Source organism: Algoriphagus winogradskyi, from assembly GCF_900182815.1.
Taxonomy (GTDB): domain Bacteria; phylum Bacteroidota; class Bacteroidia; order Cytophagales; family Cyclobacteriaceae; genus Algoriphagus; species Algoriphagus winogradskyi.
The window spans coordinates 235,815-252,684 of sequence record NZ_FXUA01000006.1 but is presented as its reverse complement, the minus strand read 5'-3'; the positions used below and the strand labels follow the sequence as shown (position 1 = coordinate 252,684).

Below are 16,870 nucleotides of genomic sequence, written 5' to 3'. Positions count from 1 at the left end.
CACATAAAATAAAAACTAGGCATTAGCCCTAATAAATTGAATATCCCGAGCTTTATCCCTATTATTAGACTCCCAATGCTTATCCTAATAATATGCTTAAAAAATCCTCAACTAACCTCTTCCTCCTCGCTCTAATAGGGCTCATCAGCTTTCAATGCTCTCAAAAAGAAACCATTGAATTAAAACCAAACGCCAGAATTGCCCTGATTGGAAACAACTTAGCGTCTAGAATGATGGACTATGGAAGTTTCGAGACAGAAATGCAACTCCGCCATCCTGAGAAAAATCTTTACATCAGGAACCTTGCTGACCCAGGTGACACCCCTGGCTTTAGACCTAGATCTGGCACTAACGATCCTTGGGCTTTTCCTGGCGCTGAGGCCTTTCAGGTAGAATATGCTACTCCTTCCGGGAGCATAGGCCATCTGGAAAAGCCTGATGAATGGCTGACAAGACTTCAGGCAGATATCATCATTTCTTTTTTTGGATACAATGAATCCTTCCAAGGGGTAGATGGATTAGAAAACTATAAAGCAGAGTTGGATGCTTTTATCAAGCACACCCTGCTCCAGAAATACCACGATACGCTTTCTCCCAAGCTGGTCATCGTGTCCCCTATAGCTTTTGAGGACTTGTCAGAGAAAATTGATGTCCCAGACGGCAAAACAGAAAACGAAAATCTGAATCTCTACACTGTAGCAATGCAGGAAATCGCAGAGAAAAATGAAGTAATGTTTGTAGACGCATTTAATCCAAGCAAACAATGGTATCTGGAATCTGAGGAAGACCTGACAATTGACGGTTCACAGTTGAATGAAGCTGGCTATAAAAAATTAGCCGTTCTTCTTTCGGATGAGATTTTTGGAGAAACACCGATCAAGAACGAAGCAAATCGAGAACTAGTGCATGAAGCTGTGCAGGAGAAAAACTGGTTTTGGAGAAATGACTATAAAATCCCCAATGGAGTCCATGTTTTCGGAAGAAGATACGATCCTTTTGGTCCAGATAATTACCCATTTGAATTAGAAAAAATCCGTCAACTAACCGCAATTAGGGACACAGCAATCTGGATGGCTAATCAGGGAGAAAAGAAAGATCTAGCTGAGGCAGATTCACATACCAACGTACTTCCAGAAGTAGAGACAAACTATAACCCTGAAAAAAATGGCGACCTAACCTACCTATATGGTGAGGAAGCACTTGCCAAGTTAAAAGTTGCGCCTGGCTATAAAATCGAACTTTTTGCATCTGAGGAAGAATGGCCAAACCTTGCCAACCCAGTTCAGCTTTCCTTTGACAACAAAGGAAGACTTTGGGTGGCGACTATGCCAAGTTATCCTCATTACAAGCCCGGAGATTCAAGACCAGCAGATAAATTGTTGATCTATGAAGATACCGACAATGACGGTAAGGCAGACAAGGAAACTGTTTTCGCGGATGATCTTCATATTCCAGTTGGATTTGAACTGGCAGCAGAAGGAGTTTATGTTTCTCAGGGAAACAATCTCGTAATTCTGTATGATGATAATAATGACGACAAGGCAGATCGTAAGGAAGTTTTGCTGAGCGGTTTTGACGATCACGATACCCACCATGCCATTTCGGCCTTTACTACTGATGAGTCTGGAGCTATTTATATGGCGGAGGGAGTTTTCCTTCATTCCAATGTGGAAACCTCCTATGGCCCAGTCCGAGCGACAAATGGGGGATTCTACCGATATACCCCAAGCAGACATAAACTGGAGCGCGTGGCTCAGGTAAGCATCCCAAACCCTTGGGGTATTGCCTTCGACGAATGGGGACAAAACTTCTATGCTGAGACCTCTGGCCCAAATGTAAATTACATGATGCCAGCTTCCTTACTTCCTCGCTATGGAAATGCAAACAATAAAGGAAGAAACTTGATTCAAAAAGACCAGATGGTTCGTCCTACCTCTGGTTTGGAATTTATCTCAAGTAGACATTTCCCAGATGATGTGCAGGGAGACATGATCATCAATAACACGATCGGTTTCCTAGGAACAAAACAGCATCAGATGATCGATGAAGAAATCGGTTTTTCTACCAAATGGAGACAGGATTTACTTTCATCAACAGATAGAAATTTCCGTCCGGTTGATATGGAGATTGCTCCCGATGGTTCGCTTTACGTAGTTGATTGGCATAACATCCTTATTGGTCACATGCAACACAATGCCCGTGATCCATTGAGAGATCATCAGCATGGCAGAATCTACAGAATCACCTACCCTTCCAGACCTTTGGTCACCCCAGCCAAAATCGACGGCGCGAGTATACCTGAGTTATTGGAAAATCTAAAATTACCAGAATACAGAACCAGATACAGAACTCGCCGGGAACTGCGTGGAAGAGATCAGCAGGAAGTGTATGATGCTGTGGCTGAGTGGGCTGAGAAATTGGACAAAAGCGATCCAAGATATGAGCACAATGTGCTTGAAGCACTTTGGGTAAGCTGGGGTATCAATAAAGTAAATAAAGATCTATTGGAGCAAATGCTGAAAGCTAAAGACTACAGAGCTAGAGCTGCTGCGGTGCGAGTGCTACGCTATACAGGGCATCAGGTTTCCAACCAAAAAGAGCTAATGACTGAGGCTATCAAAGATGAAAATGGTAGAGTTAGACTTGAAGCAATCGTAGCTGCATCTTGGATGCCAAGAGAAGCAGGTCTCGAAGTACTGTCAGCCGGAGAAGATACAGAAATGGAAGAATGGATCACACCAGCTTATGAGGCAGCAGTTGCACATATTTCCGGACTGTCTGTGAAAGAGAAAAAAGAAGAGGACATCAAGTCTTCTCTGACCGGATCGGATAGAGAACTATTTGTGCTTGGTAAGGAGATCTACGCCAGAGAAGGCTTCTGTAGCACCTGTCACCAGCCCGACGGCCAAGGGCTTTCTGCTTCAGGTTTTCCTCCACTTGCTGGCACTCCTTGGGTAACAGGCAATGAAGAGCGTCTGATCAAAATCGTACTCAAGGGGATGATGGGACCGATTACTGTGAAAGGAAAAGATTATCCTGGACAAGTACCAATGACTCCTTTCGAAGGTATGCTGGATGACTCGCAAGTAGCAGCAGTGCTTACCTTCGTGAGAAATTCCTTTGGGAATCAAGCTTCTGCCATTTCACCTGACTTAGTGAAAAAAGTACGAGAAGAGGTCAAAGATCACACAGGGTTCTTCCAGCCTGCTGATTTGCTGAAAGCACATCCTATGGAAAAATAGTTGGCAGTTGGCAGTTGGCAGTTGGCAGTTAAGAATATTTGGGTCAGAGGGATTGAGTTCCTTTTGGCCCATTATTTTTAAATAAATTAAAAGAGAGAGTACTCATTTAACTAATATTACCTTATGAATTTACTAAACCAAATCACCTCGAATCCAGATACAATTGCCTTTGCAGATGTCATCGCATATATCGACACAAATTTCAATTTCACTCCAACCCGTTTTACCAATGGCGACACAGTAAATGAAGCCGGGCAAAACAATGGCAGCTGCAAGATCTTTTCCTTTGCCAAACTTCAAAACCTCACTAAAGATCATACCTTGGCACTTTTTGGGGATTATTACAGAAAAGATGTAATAGAAAATCCAGAAGGAACAGATCATCAAAATATCCGCAACTTTATGCAATCCGGATGGGATGGGATCAAGTTTGAGGGAGAGGCTTTGTCGGAGAAGTAAGGCTCAGTGGTCAGTGGTCAGATTTCAGTATTCAGTATTCAGTCTCAGTGTTCTGCACACTGCGACTGTTCACTGTTTACTAATTAATCTTCTCCGCTTCCAGCCTTTTCACAGTATTATTAAAAATTTCCCGCATTTCAATAAGCGTATTTTCATAGCCTTTCTTTCCAGCTAAATTCTTTTTCTCTAAAGGATCTTTGTTCAGATCATACAACTCTTCGTGGGCCAAGTCATCCTGATATCGGAAATATTTCCAATCCTTGGTTCTGATCCCTTCACTGGCCGCAATGATTTTGACTTTCCAAAGATGCTCTGCAATAAATTCACTCCTTTCAATGGCAGGATTTTCCCCAATCACGTAATCAGCCAAGCTAATCCCCTGATATTCCTGTGGCAAAATGCCATTTGCAAACTCAAGCACAGTGGGCGCGATATCAATGTTTAGCGCAAAGTCAGAAATCACTCTATGTCCAGGATTTCTTGGGTCATAGATAATCATAGGTACTCGTAGTGAATTATCATACATCAGCCATTTCCCTGCAAGTTGACGCTCGCCCTGGAAGTAGCCGTTATCACCCATAAAGATGATTACCGTGTTTTTATCCATGCCTTTTTCGGCTAGCGTCTTGCGGATTTTCCCGATTTCCAGGTCTACTTCAGAGATCATTCGGTAATAGCCCTTCATACTCTTCTGATATTTCTCCTGAGTATCATATCTCCAATACCAGCGTGTACGATTCTCCCCTGTTTTTACATATTCTGGCTGCTGATCAAAGTATTTTTCCTTTGATAAAAGCGGCTTGGGAAACTTGACATCAGTATATAAATCATCCACATCCGTAGACCAGAAATATTGCTCTTCTGCAGGATCATGAGCATGCGGAGCAGAGAAACTCAGCGAAAGCATAAATGGTTTACCTGCAGATTGATTCTTGATAAATTCCTGAGCTTGGTGGGAAGTGTACTTTGTCAGATGAACAGTATCCCCATCGATAGTTTTATAGAAATACCCACGTCGATCAGCAAATTTCCCATTTCTATCGTAACTATCACTCACGTCAAAAAGCTTCGAGAACCCTGGGTAATTCACTCCAAACTTTCCAAAAAAACCGGTTTCATAGCCTAACTTTTTCAAATGAGCCGGATAGGAATTCTGAGCGTATCCTTCATTTAGCTCCTGACCAAAAGTATAGCCATGCGTCCTCTCATAAAGTCCAGTTAAAACACTTGCTCTACTGGTTGCGCAAATTGGAGTCGTGACAAAGGCATTTTTAAAGTAAACTCCTTCTGCCGCCAATTTGTCCATTTCCGGAGTTTGGATGATCTCATTTCCAGAAAAACCTAAAGCATCCCAACGCTGATCATCCGTAAGAATAAAAATGATATTGGGTTTTCCCTGCTGTGCAAAAGCTGTGGTATTAAGTAGTATAAAGAGGCAAAAAATGAATTTTTGAAGGGTTAGCTTATTTTCCATAGATTCTAAAATAGAGAGAAAAGGTCTACTTAGGTATCCTGTCGCATCCTAATTTTATTTGGAATAACAGAATTTCCATCAATCAAAAAAGAAAGCGCTTCCAAAAGAACCTTACTAAATTACTTTCTCAAAAAACAATTCAATCCTAATCCTAATGAAGCTTTTTTACATATTCCTGCTTTCAATCCTACTCTTACCTTTTCAAGACAGTGAGGATAAATCTGAATATTTGCGTGAGGTGAAAACCGAGCTTCAAAAAAAATGGCCCGGCAACAGAACGGTTAATTTGGTTTTTCATGGACACTCTGTGCCATCAGGTTATTTCAAAACTCCAGTTGTGAATACACTGGAATCCTATCCATTTTTAGCCTACAAGGAAATCACTGCTCTGTATCCATTTGCGGTAATTAACTTGATCAATACTGCCATTGGGGGTGAAGACTCCAAATCTGGTTCTCTCCGCTTTGAGTCAGATGTGCTAACTCACAAACCTGACGTGCTCTTTATCGACTATGCGCTAAATGACAGAAGGATCGGACTTGATAGTGCAAAAATAGCCTGGGAATCAATGATCCAAAAAGCGCTGAAAAAGGACATTAAAATCATCCTATTGACACCTTCTCCTGATCAAAAACTAGATCTGAAAGAAGATGACACCATTTTGGATCAGCATTCAAATCAGATTCGTCAACTTTCTAAGAAATACAATATCGGCTTAGTCGATAGCTATGAACTTTTCAAAAAGGAAGTGGCCTCTGGAGATAGTTTACCTAACTTAATGTCCCAAGGAAATCACCCAAACGAAAAAGGCCATGCCCTAATCGCTAAGGGGATTTTGGAGTATTTTAAATGACTTTTATATGTACTAAGCCTACGGCTCTCCTGTTTGTTTTATTACTTCATATCCACGGGCTAAAGCCCATGGTTACAAAATAACCCGAGCCTACGGCTCTATTTATAGCGAAAATTTTAACCCTAGATTTTACTTTAAAAAGCATTAGGCTGGATATATTATTTAAGGTTGGGCTCTAGGTCTACAAAAAAGCCGTAGGCTTGATCGATACTTTAGGACAGGACTTCAGTCCGGTCTACTGAGCCTAACTCGGTGTCCAGAGTACCGTAGGCAAGGAACATTTATATCAGTCCCATTCAACATGCACCGAGCCTAAGGCTCTCCGACTTAAGCAGCACCTTGGTTTATCCATGGACTGAAGTCCATGGTTACAATATCAAACGAGCCTATGGCTCTTTCTGCCCAAAAATTTATCTTCCTTGATACATGATGTACAGCTAAGCTTTATAGTACACAAAAGTTATAGGCCAGCCTACTAGGCAAGCTTGGCTGATCATATAGCTAAGGATTCAAACCCTTGCAACTAACGCATCAATGAAAACCAGAGTACCGTAGGTACCGCTCATTTTGTAGGTCTGGACTTCAGTCCGGTCCACTGAGCCTAACTCGGTGTCCAGAGTGGCGTAGGCAAGGGACATTTATTCTTAGTACAAAGAACAAAATCACCTCATATCAAATCCTGAAAAAGATACTTTTCATCGTAATCAATTTTAAATTTTATGAGTAATTCTAAATACTCTTCCCTAAAGGTTTGCTTCTTATGATGCTGTTCTTGATTTTCTATGTATTTAAACACTTGGTCAATCTGAGATTGGCTGTAAGAAAAAACTCCATAACCCTCTTGCCACTCAAAATGATCCTTAGTCAAGTGATGGTCATTAATATATTTCGATGACTTTGCCTTGACCTTTTGAACTAAGTCTGAGACTGATACAACTGGTTTTAAACCTAGAAAACAATGCACATGATCCTCAACTCCATTCACTATAATCGTTTTACAGCCTGTTTCATTGATAAGATTGCCTATAACTCCTTGAATTTTGGGACGCCATAACTTGTCTAAAACTGCATTTCTGTATTTCACTGCAAAAACTGCTTGCAGGTAGATTTGATGATAGGTATTTGCCATAGTTATTAAAATTTTATGTTCCGGGCCTACTGGTCTCTTACTTGTTTAATTTTTATTTATCGCGCCAATGGCTCTTCCTTAACTTTCACATTTTTGCCATAAGGATAATTCCACAGATATAAAGTAAAATCCATTTGAATAATCATTCTCTCTACTTATTTCACGATGAATACCTATTTAATCCAAAAGCCGTAGGCTTGATCCATTTTGTAAGGCTGGACTTTAGTCCAGTCTAAACTGTCTAACTAAATTCTCAAAGTGCTGTAGGCACGGCACATCTCCATCTACAACCTAATATAATAACAACAAGTACTATTTAGATATACTAATATCTAGTATTTTAACCATCCTAAAACCATTAAAAATGAAACCCATTAACCTCATATTTTTACTTTTTTGTCTGATTATTATAGGTTGCACTGGCCAAAAAAACATCCCCACCAATACCTTAGACAAAAGCTCTACCGAAGAGAATTTTCACCTCTATCTCCTGATGGGCCAATCCAACATGGCTGGCAGAGGGGAAGTGGAAGCTATCGACACGCTCAGCCATCCACGCGTATTGATGCTGGATAAGGCAGAAAACTGGGTATTGGCAAAAGATCCCATGCACTTTGACAAGCCTGCTGCAGGCACTGGTCTTGGGCTGACTTTTGGGAAAATAATGGCTAACGAAAACACAAATATCAAAATAGGGCTCATTCCTACCGCAGTAGGAGGAAGTTCTATAAACGCCTGGTTTGCAGATTCTATCCACAGACAAACCAACACCTATCCATACGACGACATGATTCGCCGGGCAAAAAAAGCGATGGAATCTGGCACTTTGAAAGGTATCATCTGGCATCAGGGAGAATCAGACTCCAATACGGAAGCAGGTGTTACCGAATACACACAAAAATTTGAGGCTATGTTGAATGCTCTCAAATCAGATTTGGGAATAGCTGACATTCCTGTAGTCATTGGTGAACTAGGCTACTTCTTCTATCCCAAAGCACCTTTTGCTGAAGCTATGAACGGAGTAATTCGTGATATTGCTGCTTCACATGATTGTATAGGCTTAGTCACCGCCCAAGGGCTGAATCACAAAGGAGACGACACCCATTTTGACTCGGATTCTTACCATGCTCTTGGGATTCGCTACGCTGCAGAAATGCTAAAAGTGCAAACAAACTGTACTACCATTTACAAATAAAAACACCCTATAATTCAACCCAAATGAGTTACCTCAAACACTATTTAAGCTTCGCTTTCCTATTAGTTTCTACAAGTATTTTTGCGCAGCAGGATCTTAAAGCATCATACAATTATGGGAAGTCTGTGGCCGTTTTTGGAGGCTCTGTCTCTGTCATACCAGAAAGTGAAGTTGCCAAAAATATGTGGAAAGAAAAGCTGGGAATGACGGTTACAAATTTTGGTGTTGGAGGAGCTGGCTTCTCTTCTCTTCAAGGCAAATCATTACAGCAGCAAGTGGATGAGGCTGGAGTTTTCGACATTTATATACTTTGGGCCTCCACCAATGATTACACCAATAAAAGAGAAATTGGCAGCTATACTGACTACTCGGAGTTCGATGGTTTTGATGAAGAGAAGCTGGTAACTCAAGCTGGAGGGATTAATTACTGCATCAAGAAAATCTACGAAATCAACCCGAAAGCTCAGATTTACTTCTTCACGTCCAGCAAAGCATTCAACGATAGAGGTGCTTATGACCCATTTACCGAAAATGGAATGGCCGAGCACGTAAACATGCAAAAGAAAATCTGCCAACTACATGGCATACCTTACTTGGATCAGTTTACTTTAGGTGGTTATAATACGTATAACAAGGATCTCTACTATACCGATCCTATCCACATGAATGAAGCTGGTTATAAGAAAATAGGCGAGCTTCAGGTGGCATTTTTAGCGTTTCCAGATTGAGAATCTCAACAAAAAATTGAATAATTACGACTAATCATTCAGTCCCTTTCCACTGAGAATCTGCGGTATCAACTTTTCCACTCTAGCCTCTCTAGTTTTAGCCTGCTTTGCTGTCGCAAAATGCAATAGATAGCCTCGTTGTCGTCCAGGTGTCAGGGAATAAAAAGCCTCTTTCAACCCTGGATCAGCATCTAATTTGACTTGAAACTCCTCGGGAATGTCATATTCTTTAGTCTTTTTCAATTCTACTTTCAATCCAGCTTTCTCTACCTCAATCGCTTCAAAAACATAAGACTTCAATACCTTACTCAATTCTATTATCTCTTGAAGATTCGTAAATCGAATCTGCCGTGCACTCTGTACATTCTCGGTTTGCTGAATCAGGATACCCTCTGCATTATTAAGCAAAGCTCCCTTGTGAAAAAGCAGCGCACAGTATTCCTTAAAGCCATGAATCAACACCACATTACTTCCTTGAAAGGTATAGCAAGGCACTCCCCATTTCAATTCCTCGATCAACCCACAGTCAAGAATTAATCCTCTCAATTGCTTGTATTCCTTTTGCCATTTAGAAGCTTTGTCAAAAAAGAAGTCAACTTTTGGATTCATTTTAAAACAATTATTTAGCGGAAGATCAATTTAAACTATAATCCCAACATCGGAAGTTGCTTTACTTGGTGATAGGTTAAAGCAGCTTTGATGCAGTTTTTTAATTCAGTTTCCGGAATTTCTTCATCCATTTTAAAGACAATCGCCCTATTCCCTTCATAGGCAAACACCTCATCGTATGCCAGGCGGAAACTGGGCACCAGTTTACTCGTACATTTGAAATACATCGCATATTGATCAGGATTTTTGGCTTTCCAGTCCATACGAATGGTACTTCCTTTTTTAGCAAGAAAGCTTGGCTCTCCCCATTTGAGCGTTTCCTCCAAGCTCGACAACCCAATTTCCTCAGCAACCTCCAACACCAATCGGCGAAGGTTTAACATTTTATCACGAACCGAGTCTGGATACTTCGAAAAAACTGCTGCTACTTCTAGGTTTGAATTTAATTCCATCTTCGAATTTATTAATAGTACCCTATTTTCATTCCTTGGCCTTTAAACCATCTACTTCTAGGAATTTTTCTTTGAGTTGACTTAGCCCAAATGCTGCTGCCGAAGCAGTAAACACAGAGTAGTCAAACCCTGCTTTGAGCCCAATGGAGAATGCCATTGATAAAGCAAAGATCAACATCAGAACACCACTCAGTTTAGCAAAAAGCTCTGTTTTAAATCCCAACAGAAGAAATAAAGCGAAGGCAATTTCAGCTATTGTAGCAATACCTGCTAGCGCTGGTATAATCGAAACTGGCATCCAGGGATTGATAAGTGCTGTGTAATCCACGAAGCTCTGCCAATTACCCCAAACTGAAACTTCTGCTGGCCACATTCCAAAACGATCTGCCACAGCAGACAAAAATGAAAGGGAAATCGCCAGTCTTAAAAACAGTTTAATGAATTTACTTTTCATGCTTTACTAATTTATAACTCAAAAACATCTCTAATCCTGGCTATTCGAAACCCCTTTTCCAACACCAGTTTTGTCTCTTCACTATTCGGATCTATCACCGGATTGGTATGATTGAAATGGATGAATACAACCTTGGATTTTTCTTCAGTAGTTAAGCCAGCAAACTTCGCCATACTTTCCATAATAAATGGATGAGGAATCTCTGACATATCCCGATTATCAAGCTCCTTCCCACTGAAAAACGTCGCATCTACAAATGCAAAATCCACTTTCCTTATTTCATCTACAATATCCTTCTCCCACTTTTCCCATTTATCAATATCAGGAATAAAAAGTGCACTCTTATTAGGACCAATAATCTTATACCCGACAGTTTCGGAGAATTCATCCCGATGTGGAACTTGTAGCGGTATCACTTGTAATTGCTCGGATAGGATAACTGGTTTTTCATTTTCAATAGGTACCAAGGAAATATTTTCATTGTTCACCAACTGGCTCCAAGGCCCATCATTCTGAAGAAATTCCGTCATTCTCGGCATGGCAAATACGGGTACTCTTTTGGCATCCCGAGCTTCTTTTCCCAAAAACATCAAGCCCGCGTAGTGTCCAATATGTGCATGAGTCAAGAAAATCCCATCTGGCATTTCACTTTTACTTTCAGAACCAAAACTCTTCAAAGTTTTCACCTGTCTAGTGATGTCTGGTGTGGCTTCGAAAAGGTAATTTTTATCAGTTACAGCATCAAACAAACCTAAAGAAACCACCTGTCTGTCTTTATCTGGATTTTCGAAAAGATCCTTGCAGCATTCCTTATTGCAACCGATGTGGGGAGATCCTCCGTCTTGAATTGTGCCGAGAACGACTATGGAGGTTACCTTTGAAGTGCTTTTTGGAGCTTCTATGGCACTACTTCCTGTTGGAGTCTTGCTTTCGCAAGCGAAAAAGAAAAATGAGAGAAATAAAAAAGCAAAAGAACTCTTATACATGAGTCATTAGGTCAATTGGAGGCTAAATACTAAACTAATCCTCAAGATAAGCATCTAACAATTGACAGGAAAATACTTTACGGGATCAAGGTTTTTTCGATATCTCCAGATGCAAAATCGGATAGGGCTTGCCAGTGCCATCCAATTCAGATCGCCCAATGATTTCAAATCCATTTTTCAGATAGAATGCTGTCGCTTTTGGATTTTGCTCATTGACGTCCACTTTGGATACGCCAAGATTCTCTAGCGCATACGTTAATAGAGCTTTACCTATGCCTTTTCCTGCAAAGACGGGATGGACAAAGAGCATTTCCAGATTGCCTTCTGCCACACCGGAAAAACCTAAAATTTTGCCAGAATCATCCCTAACACAATTCAATTCCACAGCTTTTAAATACTCATTCAAAATCAGTGGCTTGAAAAACTGGATATCTTCTTCCGGTAAAAACTCATGCGTAGCACGGACGGAAGCCTCCCAAAGCTCTACAACTTGCGGATATTCTGATGGTGCTATTTTACTGATTGGGTAAGTCATAAACTTTTGGATTTTGTCGCATTGCGAATAAGACTTTAATGGCAAAGGAGCGATATATTTAATACCGAGCAGTGCTAGGTAAAAAAACCTACACCAATTCCGCGTTTCCGATTTGCTTAGCAATCCCATCCCAAAGCGATATTCTTTGCTGAAGTGCTTGTTTGGCAACTTCCAAGGTCTCTTCCCATTTCTGATCATCATTTCCACAGAGTTCTGATATCATTTTTAAGGACAAAGGCCCATGCTCATCGCCATCCAATTCTATATGTCGTTCCAGATAATATCTCAGTTTATTGTAGTGAACATTCTCTACATCCGCCTGTTTCAAGATCGAAATAAACATATCCGGTATCACATCTTCCCTTCCAAAAGTAAATGCGGAAGCAATTAGATGAGGTTTTTGGGTTGCTATCACTGCAAAAGAAAACTTCACAAATTCTTCTACGCTCTCATGTACCTCGACTTCTTCAAATCCTTCAGCAATGCTCATTCCTTCCTGAATATGTTGGACAAATCTTTGGATCTGATTTGTACCTGCTCCAAGTTGAATCATGGCATCTAAGTACATTTCATAATGACTTTTAGGCTCGCCCAATTCATTAATGTCACTTTCCTCTCCGTGAACAATTTCATTGATAAATCTGGCCAGAGTAGGATTTTGGCTAGGAGTCCAAGGGATCTGCACAGTGGTCAATTTCATTTGAAGCGCCTTCAGCAATGACATGAAATCCCAAACTGCAAAGGCATGGTTTTCCATGAAAAGTCTGATATCATCAAGATTCTGAAGGTTACTATAAAGCGGGTGATGCTGCAATTGGCTTCTCAAGCCAGAGATTTCTTGCTCTATATGAGCAATTCTATTCGTGTTAATCATGTTTTCCTTTTCGGTGAGAAATTCGATTTGGCATCAAACCATACGAAGCAACTCATCTATTTGGATGCAAAACTGAAAAAAATACAGGAAGAGTTTTATACTTTATTTAATTTTTTACAATTTAATTAAATATGTATATCCGCTTTTCTACCAGTACGGAGGCAAAAGCAATATAGGATATGTTAAACTTAAATAATGAGGCCGCTTCGGTCTTCGGTCATCGGTCTTCCGACCAGTTAAGCAAAGATTTTAAGGTTACTGGCATCATGGCGGATAATCATATAATTAAAAAGCTTCTGAATTAACAAAAAGGAAAATCCGTGCCTATTCCCATCCAGAAATCACTGTGATAAAAAAGTAGATCGTAATAATAAACCTGAATTGACCTAAACCTTCTTTCGAAGTGACAAGCCTCCCACCAATATGGAAATTCCTGCCACCACAGGTCCAAAAACAATTAAGAAAGAGTCACCAGTATTGAGAATTCCAGTGTAAGTACCAATCGTGATACCGGCACCTATAAAAGTTAAAACGGCTCCAATCCCAATCATTTCCTTTGATTTATCCCGATGTGACTTTTGAATTAGACCCCGATGGATCTGATTATCCAACAATCTAATGATGACCTTTATTTCCTCTTCCTCAATGTTATTCTTTTCCATCTCCTTCCTGGCGTCATAAAGATCAAAGTCCTTATCATTGATCTTCTGAAGGTAGTAATCGACAATTTTTGCTCTTTCCATTGGGCAGATAAGAAAAACTAAACAGTAAGCTAAAACTAATAATTTTTCAAATCTCCTTTCTACTCAGGTTTCAAAAATTATCAATTAAAAGACTCCCGAAAAGCCAGTGGAGAAAGATTGGTTTTGCTCTTGAATATCACACTGAAAGGTTGTGGAAGAAATGGGCTTTAAGAAAAGGTAACTTTCCCAAAAACTCAACAACCCTAAATTTGTACCTTAGCAAACACTCCTTCAAGTCTCAATTCAATAAAATGCAAAAACCTAGACTGACTTCACTCCTTGCAACCTATGCGTTGCTAGTTATTTTATCGATTGCCTGTACCACCAAGGAAAAAGCTATATCTCCACCCAATATCATTGTGTTTCTGGTAGATGATATGGGCCTAATGGACACTTCAGTTCCCTTTCTTACTGACTCAGAAGGCAACCCGGTCAGTTACAATTTGAATGAATTTTATACCACTCCAAACATGGAGAAGTTGGCAAGTCAAGGCATCCGTTTTTCCAATTTTTATGCCCACTCGGTTTGCTCGCCTTCACGAACTTCCATTCTCACAGGCCAAAACTCCGCCCGTCACAGAGTCACCAATTGGATTAGATCTGAGGAAAATAACCGAACAGAATTTGGCCCAACTGATTGGAACTGGAATGGACTGACCAAAACCTCCTTGACTCTTCCTAAGCTTTTGCAGCAAAATGGCTACAAGACAATCCATGTTGGTAAAGCCCATTTTGGACCATTCAACAGCGAAGGTGAAGACCCACTGAATCTTGGTTTTGATATCAATATTGCAGGAAGTTCTATAGGTCAGCCAGGTAGTTATTTGGGTACAGAAGCCTTTGGACATACAGGTGGAAATAAATCAAGGGCAGTTCCCGGTTTGGAAAAGTACCATGGTCAGGACATTTTTCTGACTGAGGCATTGACGCTAGAAGCAAATGCAGCTATCACACAAGCGAAGGAAGAAGGAAAACCTTTCTTTCTTAACATGGCGCATTATGCAGTGCATGCTCCATTTTATTCTGATCCCCGCTTTGCGGAAAAGTATAAAGACTCCGGCATGCCGGAAAAAGCTCAAGCCTACGCCACCTTGATTGAGGGAATTGACAAATCTCTGGGTGACATCATGCAGCATGTGAAGGAGCTAGGATTAGGAGAAAACACACTAATACTATTTTTGGGAGATAACGGTTCGGATGCCCCCCTGCCAATAGAAAATGACTACAGCAGTTCCACTCCGCTAAAAGGCAAAAAAGGAAATCACTGGGAAGGCGGAATGCGGGTTCCTTTCATCGCTGCTTGGGTCAGTCCAGATAACAATTCTCCAAGGCATCAAAAACTACCTATCGCCCAAAATGCAATTCAGGAACAAGTTGGAACTATCATAGATCTGTTTCCTACCCTTTTAACATTGGCAGACATTCCAAATCCCGAAGGACATATCTTGGATGGTTTCCCGCTTCAAACTCAACTAAATGCTGAGCAAAACTCGAGTAGAGACGAGCTGTTTTTGAATCATTTCCCACATGGAAATCACCGCTCCAATTACTTTACCAGTTTGGTAAAATCAGAATGGAAAGTAATCTATCATTATCCTGTAGATGGAGAAGCTACTTATGAGCTTTTTAACCTAAAAGCGGATCCATTTGAAATGGAAAATCTTGCTGAAAGCAATCCAGCCCAGCTAAGGATTATGATGGAAGCTATGGCAAATGAAATGAAAGATAAAAGTGCTAAGTTTCCTGAGAAAGATGGTAAGATATTAGAGTTGATCGTGCCTGAGCAGGTCAAATCCCTATAATAGTTTCGGTATATTAGTTCACCATCTCTTCTATTACTTTCCCAGCTTTTTCATCTGGATAATCCATTCCTAGCAATTTGAAAATAGTGCGTGCGATCATGGCTGATTGCCATTGCCCTTGTACCTTCATTTCTCCTCCAGCTGGGGTATCCGGCCCTATAGCCGCCATCCAGATTTGTCCTGCATCTGGAATAGATGAGCCGTGACCTCTCCAAGAAGTTTTGCTGGTGCCACGCCCGTGATCTGTAGTGATGATCAAGGTAGTCTTGTCTTTGTACTGTGGGTCTGATTGCACGAAATCCCAGATTTCTTTGATGTAGGCATCTGTTTGTTTGGCTGACCAAAGGTACTGATCGTAGTGATTTTCGTGCGCCCAATCATCCGTCTCTCCATAGGATATATATAGTACTCTTGGCTTCTGATTTTTCAAAGCCGCCATAGCATAATTCTGCGTGAAGACATCCAATCTCACCCCTCCCCATGGACCACGGATTTCGGATTGCATTTTATTGGTCAGCAATTCTTCAGGGCTTAGGTTATCACCTTCTGCAATATCAAAACCAGCATTTACTGGCACTCCGCTACGTTCTTCATTTACTATGTAAGGAAAAACATCCCATGACCCAAAGGCCAGTACTTTTCCTTTGAACTCAGGTTTCTGGTTTAAATACTCCAGAAAAGTCACATTTGGATTGTTGATTTTATCGTTGCTGGTAATTCGCTGATCATCTGCGAATCCACTTAACACTTCATTGTAACCCGGATAGGAAAACCATAAAGCATTACTGTTATATACCATATTACCATAAGCTCGGTTACCATAGATTTGACCATGATTAGCAATGGTATTCCATAAAAAGGGAAATAGCATCTCCCTGCGCTTACTTGGATTCACTTCCCAAAAATCAGGTAATAAGGAACCAGGCGTCTCAATCATTCCAGTATCATCCACCAGCAAGGAATCCGCACCTGTGAATACTTCCTGCCATCTCATTCCATCCAAGGTGATCAAAATAACATTTTCAGTTTTGTATTCCTGAGCCTCCACCTTCGCTGTTTGAATAATGAGTAATGCAAAAGCAGCCCATATGATTGATTTCTTAAACATGGTTTTCTTTGAGATTTTGAAAATTGATATGTGAAAAGACAAGTTACCAAAAGTAATCTTAAGCAGGTGGAAGGGGGATTACTAGAAGATTATCATAGAATGAATTTGCCTATTTTGAGATGGTTTGGAATAAAATCCCGTCCGTAAAAATTAAGCCCGGTAATAGGCATCGCTATTACCGTGCTTACCAGCTCACAAAAGGTTTATCTATTCCGACGTAATCCAGC

16 protein-coding genes are annotated in these 16,870 nt (G+C 40.6%); 6 read left to right on the top strand and 10 right to left on the bottom strand.

What is annotated here, in order from left to right; all coding sequences use genetic code 11:
* Positions 1-92: 92 nt before the first annotated feature.
* Complete coding sequence (locus QOL76_RS15940; RefSeq protein ID WP_283413969.1) at positions 93-3,242, top strand: PVC-type heme-binding CxxCH protein; 3,150 nt, start codon at positions 93-95, stop codon at positions 3,240-3,242.
* A gap of 123 nt (positions 3,243-3,365) precedes the next feature.
* Complete coding sequence (locus tag QOL76_RS15935; RefSeq protein ID WP_283413968.1) at positions 3,366-3,701, top strand: HopJ type III effector protein; 336 nt, start codon at positions 3,366-3,368, stop codon at positions 3,699-3,701.
* A 79-nt stretch (positions 3,702-3,780) separates the two neighbouring features.
* On the opposite strand, the gene QOL76_RS15930 is transcribed toward QOL76_RS15935, so the two are convergent.
* The gene (locus QOL76_RS15930) at positions 3,781-5,175 is read right to left on the bottom strand and encodes a sulfatase family protein (RefSeq protein ID WP_283413967.1); all 1,395 of its coding nucleotides are present in this window, start codon (positions 5,173-5,175) and stop codon (positions 3,781-3,783) included.
* A gap of 154 nt (positions 5,176-5,329) precedes the next feature.
* Here QOL76_RS15930 and QOL76_RS15925 point away from each other — a divergent pair, with 154 nt between their 5' ends.
* The gene (locus QOL76_RS15925) at positions 5,330-6,028 is read left to right on the top strand and encodes an SGNH/GDSL hydrolase family protein (protein WP_283413966.1); all 699 of its coding nucleotides are present in this window, start codon (positions 5,330-5,332) and stop codon (positions 6,026-6,028) included.
* A gap of 667 nt (positions 6,029-6,695) precedes the next feature.
* Here the strand turns inward: QOL76_RS15925 and tnpA are convergent.
* Positions 6,696-7,157, bottom strand: coding sequence for an IS200/IS605 family transposase (gene tnpA / locus QOL76_RS15920; RefSeq protein ID WP_283413965.1), 462 nt, complete (start codon positions 7,155-7,157; stop codon positions 6,696-6,698).
* 364 nt (positions 7,158-7,521) lie between these two features.
* On the opposite strand from tnpA, the gene QOL76_RS15915 reads away from it, so the two are divergent.
* Positions 7,522-8,352 (top strand): sialate O-acetylesterase, encoded by an 831-nt coding sequence (locus QOL76_RS15915; protein ID WP_283413964.1) that lies wholly within the window; start codon positions 7,522-7,524, stop codon positions 8,350-8,352.
* 23 nt (positions 8,353-8,375) lie between these two features.
* Positions 8,376-9,080 (top strand): SGNH/GDSL hydrolase family protein, encoded by a 705-nt coding sequence (locus tag QOL76_RS15910; RefSeq protein WP_283413963.1) that lies wholly within the window; start codon positions 8,376-8,378, stop codon positions 9,078-9,080.
* Between the two features lie 30 nt (positions 9,081-9,110).
* Here QOL76_RS15910 and QOL76_RS15905 read toward each other — a convergent pair whose 3' ends face one another.
* From QOL76_RS15905 to QOL76_RS15875, 7 genes are all read right to left on the bottom strand, one after another.
* Positions 9,111-9,689: a YdeI/OmpD-associated family protein gene (locus tag QOL76_RS15905; protein WP_283413962.1), complete on the bottom strand. Its 579-nt coding sequence runs from the start codon at positions 9,687-9,689 to the stop codon at positions 9,111-9,113.
* Positions 9,690-9,724: 35 nt separating this feature from the next.
* The gene (locus QOL76_RS15900; RefSeq protein ID WP_283413961.1) at positions 9,725-10,141 is read right to left on the bottom strand and encodes a DUF1801 domain-containing protein; all 417 of its coding nucleotides are present in this window, start codon (positions 10,139-10,141) and stop codon (positions 9,725-9,727) included.
* 28 nt (positions 10,142-10,169) lie between these two features.
* Entirely contained in the window at positions 10,170-10,595 is a 426-nt protein-coding gene (locus QOL76_RS15895; RefSeq protein ID WP_283413960.1) for a DoxX family protein, read from the bottom strand.
* Positions 10,596-10,606: 11 nt separating this feature from the next.
* Complete coding sequence (locus tag QOL76_RS15890) at positions 10,607-11,581, bottom strand: MBL fold metallo-hydrolase (RefSeq protein ID WP_283413959.1); 975 nt, start codon at positions 11,579-11,581, stop codon at positions 10,607-10,609.
* Positions 11,582-11,666: 85 nt separating this feature from the next.
* Positions 11,667-12,116 (bottom strand): GNAT family N-acetyltransferase, encoded by a 450-nt coding sequence (locus QOL76_RS15885; RefSeq protein WP_283413958.1) that lies wholly within the window; start codon positions 12,114-12,116, stop codon positions 11,667-11,669.
* Between the two features lie 88 nt (positions 12,117-12,204).
* Complete coding sequence (locus QOL76_RS15880) at positions 12,205-12,990, bottom strand: DUF3050 domain-containing protein (RefSeq protein ID WP_283413957.1); 786 nt, start codon at positions 12,988-12,990, stop codon at positions 12,205-12,207.
* Positions 12,991-13,376: 386 nt separating this feature from the next.
* Positions 13,377-13,733, bottom strand: a complete 357-nt coding sequence (locus QOL76_RS15875) for a hypothetical protein (protein ID WP_283413956.1) — start codon at positions 13,731-13,733, stop codon at positions 13,377-13,379.
* Between the two features lie 251 nt (positions 13,734-13,984).
* On the opposite strand from QOL76_RS15875, the gene QOL76_RS15870 reads away from it, so the two are divergent.
* Positions 13,985-15,535 carry a sulfatase-like hydrolase/transferase gene (locus QOL76_RS15870; RefSeq protein ID WP_283413955.1) on the top strand — a complete coding sequence of 517 codons (1,551 nt, stop codon included), beginning with the start codon at positions 13,985-13,987 and terminating at the stop codon, positions 15,533-15,535.
* A 13-nt stretch (positions 15,536-15,548) separates the two neighbouring features.
* Here QOL76_RS15870 and QOL76_RS15865 read toward each other — a convergent pair whose 3' ends face one another.
* Positions 15,549-16,643 carry an alkaline phosphatase family protein gene (locus QOL76_RS15865; RefSeq protein ID WP_283413954.1) on the bottom strand — a complete coding sequence of 365 codons (1,095 nt, stop codon included), beginning with the start codon at positions 16,641-16,643 and terminating at the stop codon, positions 15,549-15,551.
* Positions 16,644-16,870: the final 227 nt, after the last annotated feature.